General features: G+C 46.5%; 6 protein-coding genes. 2 read left to right on the top strand and 4 right to left on the bottom strand.

Going from position 1 to position 6715, the window contains the following annotated elements; genetic code table 11:
• The first annotated feature begins 316 nt into the window (after window positions 1-316).
• Window positions 317-880: a Uma2 family endonuclease gene (locus tag QT996_RS27770; RefSeq protein ID WP_333050661.1), complete on the top strand. Its 564-nt coding sequence runs from the start codon at window positions 317-319 to the stop codon at window positions 878-880.
• 263 nt (window positions 881-1143) lie between these two features.
• Window positions 1144-4737 carry an isoleucine--tRNA ligase gene (gene ileS / locus QT996_RS27765; RefSeq protein ID WP_333050658.1) on the top strand — a complete coding sequence of 1198 codons (3594 nt, stop codon included), beginning with the start codon at window positions 1144-1146 and terminating at the stop codon, window positions 4735-4737.
• Window positions 4738-4820: 83 nt separating this feature from the next.
• Here the strand turns inward: ileS and QT996_RS27760 are convergent, their stop codons facing one another.
• From QT996_RS27760 to QT996_RS27745, 4 genes are all read right to left on the bottom strand, one after another.
• On the bottom strand, window positions 4821-5117 hold the full coding sequence (locus tag QT996_RS27760; protein WP_333050656.1) for a hypothetical protein: 297 nt from the start codon (window positions 5115-5117) through the stop codon (window positions 4821-4823).
• An 18-nt stretch (window positions 5118-5135) separates the two neighbouring features.
• Window positions 5136-5471 carry a XisI protein gene (locus tag QT996_RS27755; protein ID WP_333050654.1) on the bottom strand — a complete coding sequence of 112 codons (336 nt, stop codon included), beginning with the start codon at window positions 5469-5471 and terminating at the stop codon, window positions 5136-5138.
• Window positions 5459-5875 carry a XisH family protein gene (locus tag QT996_RS27750; protein WP_333050652.1) on the bottom strand — a complete coding sequence of 139 codons (417 nt, stop codon included), beginning with the start codon at window positions 5873-5875 and terminating at the stop codon, window positions 5459-5461. Before QT996_RS27750 ends, QT996_RS27755 begins: the two co-directional genes overlap by 13 nt.
• 67 nt (window positions 5876-5942) lie before the next feature.
• A complete protein-coding gene (locus QT996_RS27745; protein ID WP_333050650.1) occupies window positions 5943-6455 on the bottom strand; it encodes a dihydrofolate reductase family protein in 513 nt (170 codons plus the stop codon).
• Window positions 6456-6715: the final 260 nt, after the last annotated feature.

Below are 6715 nucleotides of genomic sequence, written 5' to 3'. Positions count from 1 at the left end.
AGGGTTTTGACATCACTGTTAGTGGTTGGCAGTATGGCTAATTGAGAATGGTGCAAGATCTCAGTTAAAACCGACTGCAAGTCTCAATTTAAGTCGATGTTGAGTTTCGCATTTCACGTTAATCAACCTCCTCAGTCCTCTGGCAGAGGACTTGCGCTATGAGACAGGGATTTCAATCCCTGTCGGACTCGCCGTCAAACGAGTTAGACCCCTTAAAGCCGTCAAGCGAAGGACAAGGTTTTAGACCCATTTTCTTGATAAATTAAATGCCCCATCGCTTAACTAATACAAATTAAACTTAAATTAAATAAAAATAATGGTTCAAAGCCCGACTAAACCTTTGACTCTCGATGAATTTCTCCAACTGTCGGAAACCAAACCCGCTAACGAATTCATCGACGGTCAAATTATCCAAAAACCTATGCCCCAAGGAAAACACAGCACAATTCAAAGCGATTTGGGTGCTGAGATCAACCGGGTACTCAAACCCCAACGCATCGCCCGCGCTTATCCAGAATTACGGTGCACCTTTGGCGGTCGATCGACAGTACCCGATCTTACAGTCTTTACCTGGGAACGCATTCCCCGCGACGAAAACGGCGAAGTAGCCAACACTTTCGCCATCGCCCCCGACTGGACAATCGAAATTCTTTCCCCCGACCAAAGTCAAACTAAAGTCGTCTGCAACATTCTCCACAGTCTCGGCCACGGAACCCAGATGGGCTGGTTGATTGACCCGGAAGAAGAACTGGTATTTGTCTATTTTGCCGATCGCACCATAGCAGTTTTTGAAGAACCGGGCGATCGCATCCCCGTTCCAACCTTTGCCGAATCCTTTAATCTCACCGTCGGTGAAATGTTCAGTTGGCTGACTGAGTAGCGCCACCTCGGTTTATGAATGATTTAACCGCAGAGGGCGCAGAGGGCGCAGAGGAAGAGAAGAGAGAGAGCTCTACGGATTTGGTTCGATCTAATGTGCGGTCGATCGCTTATACTAAAATATCTGGTTGTCAGCTCTTCAATGACGAGAGATGACTAAAGTTGTCACTACAAACTTAATTATGATTATTTAACCGGACTTGATATCATCTTTCAAATAACCGCTAACTACTAACAACTAACTACATAAAACGTTTCTCAAAAATGGAAGCTAAATCTTACAAAGACACGGTAAACCTGCCCAAAACCAAGTTTGATATGCGCGCCAACGCCGTCAAACGGGAACCAGAATTGCAACAATTTTGGGCAGATCAAGAAATCTACGATCGGCTTTCGGAAAATAACCCAGGCGACTTGTTCATCCTGCACGACGGGCCACCCTACGCCAACGGACAACTCCACATCGGCCACGCCCTCAACAAAATCCTCAAAGACTTTATCAACCGCTACCAAATGCTGCGCGGCAAAAAAGTCCGCTACGTTCCCGGTTGGGATTGTCACGGATTGCCGATCGAACTTAAAGTATTGCAGAACATGAAATCGGAGGAGCGGCTAAATCTTACGCCGATCGAACTCCGCCGCAAAGCCTCCGCCTTCGCGCAGCAAACAATGGAACAGCAGCGCGAATCCTTCCAGCGCTACGGCGTTTGGGGCGACTGGGAACACCCGTATTTAACCATGAAACCCGAATACGAAGCCGCTCAAATCGGCGTTTTCGGTCAAATGGTGCTCAAAGGCTACATCTACCGCGGCTTCAAACCTGTTCACTGGAGCCCGAGCTCGAAAACAGCCCTCGCCGAAGCGGAATTGGAATATCCCGAAGGCCACACTTCGCGCAGCATCTACGTCGGCTTTCATGTGAAAAAATTGTCAAAATCCCTGCAAACGAAGCTCAAGCGCTATATGCCGAGCCTCTGGGCGGCGATTTGGACGACTACTCCCTGGACAATTCCGGCAAACTTGGCGATCGCAGTTAATCCCGAACTGACTTATGCGGTGGTGGAACCGCCGGCAAATTCCCACATCGCACAACAATTTATGTTAGTAGCTGTCGATGCCGTCGATCGGCTGTCGGCAACTTTTAACACTCAATTAAAAATACTCGCCACCTTCAAAGGCAAAGAATTAGAAGGTTGCAGTTACAAACACCCGCTGTTCGATCGCGAAAGTCCAATTGTTGCCGGCGGTGACTACATTACCGCTGATTCCGGGACGGGATTGGTGCACACCGCACCGGGGCACGGACAAGAAGACTTTATCGTAGGAAAACGCTGCGGTTTGCCCGTTTTAACCCCCGTAGACGAGAACGGAAATTTCACCGCAGAAGCAGGACAGTTTGCAGGTTTAAATGTCCTTGGAAACGGCAATGCCGCAGTGATTGATGCCCTTGCCGAAGCAAATTGTTTGATTAAAGAGGAAAGTTACGCTCACTCTTATCCTTACGATTGGCGCACGAAAAAGCCGACTATTTTTCGGGCGACGGAACAGTGGTTTGCCTCCGTTGAAGGGTTCCGAGATGAAGCCCTAAAAGCGATCGCCGAGGTGAATTGGATTCCCGCCCAAGGGGAAAATAGAATCACGGCAATGGTAAGCGATCGATCGGATTGGTGTATTTCTCGACAGCGGACTTGGGGCGTTCCCATTCCCGTATTTTACGACGAAGAAAACAACGAACCGTTGTTAAATGAAGAAACGATCGCCCATGTGCAAGCCCTTTTTGCCGAGAAAGGTTCCGATGCTTGGTGGGAATTGTCGATCGATGAATTGCTGCCGGAATCTTACCGCAATAAGGGCCGTACTTACCGCAAGGGAACCGACACGATGGATGTGTGGTTTGACTCGGGTTCTTCCTGGGCCGCAGTTGCCCAAGGTCGATCGGAATTAAACTATCCTGCTGATATCTATTTGGAAGGTTCAGACCAGCACCGCGGCTGGTTTCAATCCAGCTTGCTTACCAGTGTAGCAACTAACGGCGTTGCTCCTTACAAAACTGTTTTGACGCACGGTTTTGTGCTCGATGAAAAAGGCCGGAAGATGAGCAAATCTGAAGGCAATGTCGTCGATCCGGCGGCAGTAATTAAGGAATATGGAGCCGATGTTTTGCGGTTGTGGGTGTCTTCCGTAGACTACTCGGCAGACGTGCCGTTGGGCAAAAATATTCTCAAACAGCAGTCAGATGTTTACCGCAAAATTCGCAATACAGCTAAGTTTTTGCTGGGCAATTTGCACGACTTCGACCCCGCAAAAGATGCCGTTGCTTACGAGGAATTGCCGGAACTCGACCGCTATATGCTGCACAGAATGGGCGAAGTATTTGCGGAAGTCCAAGATGCTTTTGAAAGCTTCCAATTTTCCCGATTTTTCCAAACTATGCAGAATTTCTGCACGGTGGATTTGTCTAATTTTTACTTGGATATTGCCAAAGACAGACTTTACATCAGCGCGACAGATACCCTTCGCCGCCGCAGTTGTCAGACTGTGATTGCAATTGCTGTGGAGAATTTAGCAAGGGCGATCGCACCTGTGTTGTGTCACATGGCTGAGGATATTTGGCAGTACCTTCCCTATCCGACTCCTTACAAGTCAGTATTTGAAGCCGGCTGGGTGCAACTTGATGCTTCATGGCACAATCCAGAGTTGGCTACTCGCTGGCAGTATTTGCGACAAGTGCGCGGCGAAGTTAACAAGGTTTTGGAAAAAGCCCGGATTGAAAAGGCGATCGGTTCTTCTTTGGAAGCTAAGGTTTTATTGTACGTTCCCGATGTTGAGAAAAGACAGCAATTGCAAGCTTTGAATCCCAGCAGCGAAGAATTGGTGGATTATGTGCGATCGCAAAATTCCGTCATAGAGTTAGCGGCAGAGGAGAAAGCAAAAGCAGCACAGGATAAACAGGAAGAACAAGCGGCAAAAGTTGCCAAAGTCTTGACAGAAAACAAAATTTATGTGGAGGCGGAAACGCTCGCAGAAAAGGGGGATCGATCTTCTCAGATCGTACAGTATTCTGCTCCGGAACCGTCGGCCTTAGATTTGCAGCAAATCTTAGATCGAAGCGCCGAGTTTGTGGCTAGTTTGCCTGATTACGCGGGCAACTTTATTACAGAATACCAAAAAGCGCTGGTAACACTTGGGCTTTTAGCCTCTGTGTTAATAACGGGCCGAGTAACCCTGGCGATTTTGGATACGATAAATCAGATTCCGCTTTTGGGAGGCTTATTGGAAGTCATCGGGATCTTATTTACAATCTGGTTTGCTTTCCGTCACTTGCTGTTTGCCACCAACCGTCAAGAAATTGCAGAACAAATTGATTCGCTGACAGCAGATGTGGTAGGGGGGCGGACAACCGCGCTTGTACTTGCAGAAACACAGGCGATCGTACTCGCACCGCCAGTAGAAGCAGCGCTTGTGCTTGTAGAAACACAGGCGATCGTACAAACAGCCCCAGGCGAACAAGTGTTTGTAGAAACACCCCAAATCCCGAAAGCAGAATTAGTTGCGATCGAGCCCAAACCTGAAATTCCTGCTGAAATAGCTGTAACTCACGATTCTACAATGACCGCCAACGGTGTAGACGAACTACGGTATTTGTTCATTACTTCGGAAGTAGAACTGGTAGAATCGAATGCAGCCATGCAGGAATTGCCGTACAGCTATCAGTCTCCCGAGTTGGCGATTGGTGTAGTGAAAGCAGACGGGGAAAAGTGCGATCGCTGCTGGAATTACTCGACTCACGTCAGCGAGTCGATCGAACATCCGCTAATTTGCGAACGCTGCGTTTCAGCAGTAGACCACAAATTCTAACGTAGGCTGCGCTTCGGGAAAAAATCTTGAGTTTGTGGTTGCCACATTCAGCCCGAAGCGCACCCTACAATAACTTCCTTTACTTATTTCTGATTAAAAAAACGGCAGACGATTTCACCAGGGTTGTTTTGTCCAAACGCCAAAACTGTTCCATCTTTCTTAACTGTAGTGCGATCGCTGCAATTGTAGACTTCTAGAGGCTTTTTCACTCCATCAACACTAAGAATTACCCTGTATTCCCAATAGTTTTTCGCACTGCGTTTGATATCGACAATGCAAATCTCGCTTCCTTGATAATTGCGGCATACAGAGGCGTCAGCAGGAAGCGCTACCCAGAAACAAGATATTAATAACAAAAAGTAGCAAACACATTTCATCATCTGCGATCGCCTTTTCCTTTACGCTACTCCGAACCCAGTATGGGGACGCTTGTAAGGTGGATGCAACCCCAACACAATATCCTCCTCAGACACTCCCATCTCCACAAATTCCCGTGCAATATCCACTTCTGTCATATTGCGCTGAACCCAAATTTTGCTATCCTTAATATCCAAATGAATGAAACAGTTGTATATCCGCTTTAGTCCCTCCCAGCCAACATCTAGTAACTGATAGTGGTCATGTTCCCCATCAAAAACAAGCTGGCATTCAACGTCGGGATTAGGCTTTTCTAGCGTTGCTTGTTGAGTTAGCAATTTGCGGATACACTGGCGGTAATGCTCTACTCTTTCCATTCCACAATTACCTCCTTTTGCGGATTGTAAACGACGAGTTTAAGTTGATACACATTGACCGCTTCTTTTATAAATGGCTCTTGAAAAAACGAGTCAAAAGTATCAAAGGGTACTGCTAGATACAGTGTTCTGTCCGGTTCTTTGATTTGTAAGGCAAGTCGATAATTCAAAAATTGACCCAAGGCGAGATGAAAGTCAGTAATTGCAGAGTTGTTGAGAAAGCTTTTAATTTCAACAGCAATTTTTTGCCCTAATTTCTCGGCCGCCAAAACCTTCTCTGCTGCTAAATCAATCTCAAACTTAACACCCTGAATTTTGACGATCAGCGGATCTGCGGTGATTTCCCACTCCTCCTTCTGAAGCGCTTTTTTTACAGCATCGTGAAATAAATCTCTAGCAGCCATTTCTCCCTCATACAGCTTCTATATCTATCTTATAGCAGCGAAAGCGCGCAAGCTGCTGCGATCGCCCTCAAGTCGCGACATCATAAGATAGCTGAACCATACCAGAACTGTATGTCTGGCATCCAGTTAACTGCAAAGCTGTAGTATTTATCGGATTAACAAATAAAGGAATTCCCTCGCCCAAAATAATCGGGTGCACCGAGAGAATGACCTCGTTGACAAAATTTTGATTCAGGAAATCGCGAATCAGCAGAGAACCTCCCACCAACCAAATGTTCTTGCCCTCAAGCAAGCGTAAGTCATTGACAAAACTCTCTAAATCTGTTACCACTTCGACATCAGAAGTTGCTTGAAAATCTAGATTTTTTGTAAAAACATAACTCTTTTTTTCCTGGTACGGATACTCGCCAAAAGTTAGAACTTGTTCGTAAGTTTTTCGACCCATGAGAACCGTATCGATGCTATCTAAGAAGTTACTATAACCGTAATTTTGGTCTGTAAACAGCCAGTCAATATCGCCATTCGATCGGGCGATATAACCGTCCAGACTAGATGCAATGAATAGTACAATTTTACGCATGGCCACACCGAGGTTTTGGGAATGATTGGGGCGATGAGCGCCCCAATTACCTTAATTTTAAATGATTTAGCGTCCTGACGGTAGCTTGAGTTCGATACCCAGTTTGTTGCTGACATCGATCGCCGTATTAGCAAAATCAGTCACGCCAGCGATGCCAACTCCGAGCGCAGTACCCGCAGCTAAAATAAGCTGTTGTGCCTTTAAATAGGGTATAATAAAAAATGAGTTTAGTCAATCTCTACAAAAATGCCAGCTAAAAA

This window comes from Microcoleus sp. S13C4, assembly GCF_036700865.1.
Classification (GTDB): Bacteria; Cyanobacteriota; Cyanobacteriia; order Cyanobacteriales; family Microcoleaceae; genus Microcoleus.
The sequence above is the reverse complement of the archived record's forward strand: the minus strand, read 5'-3'. Positions and strand labels throughout refer to the sequence as shown.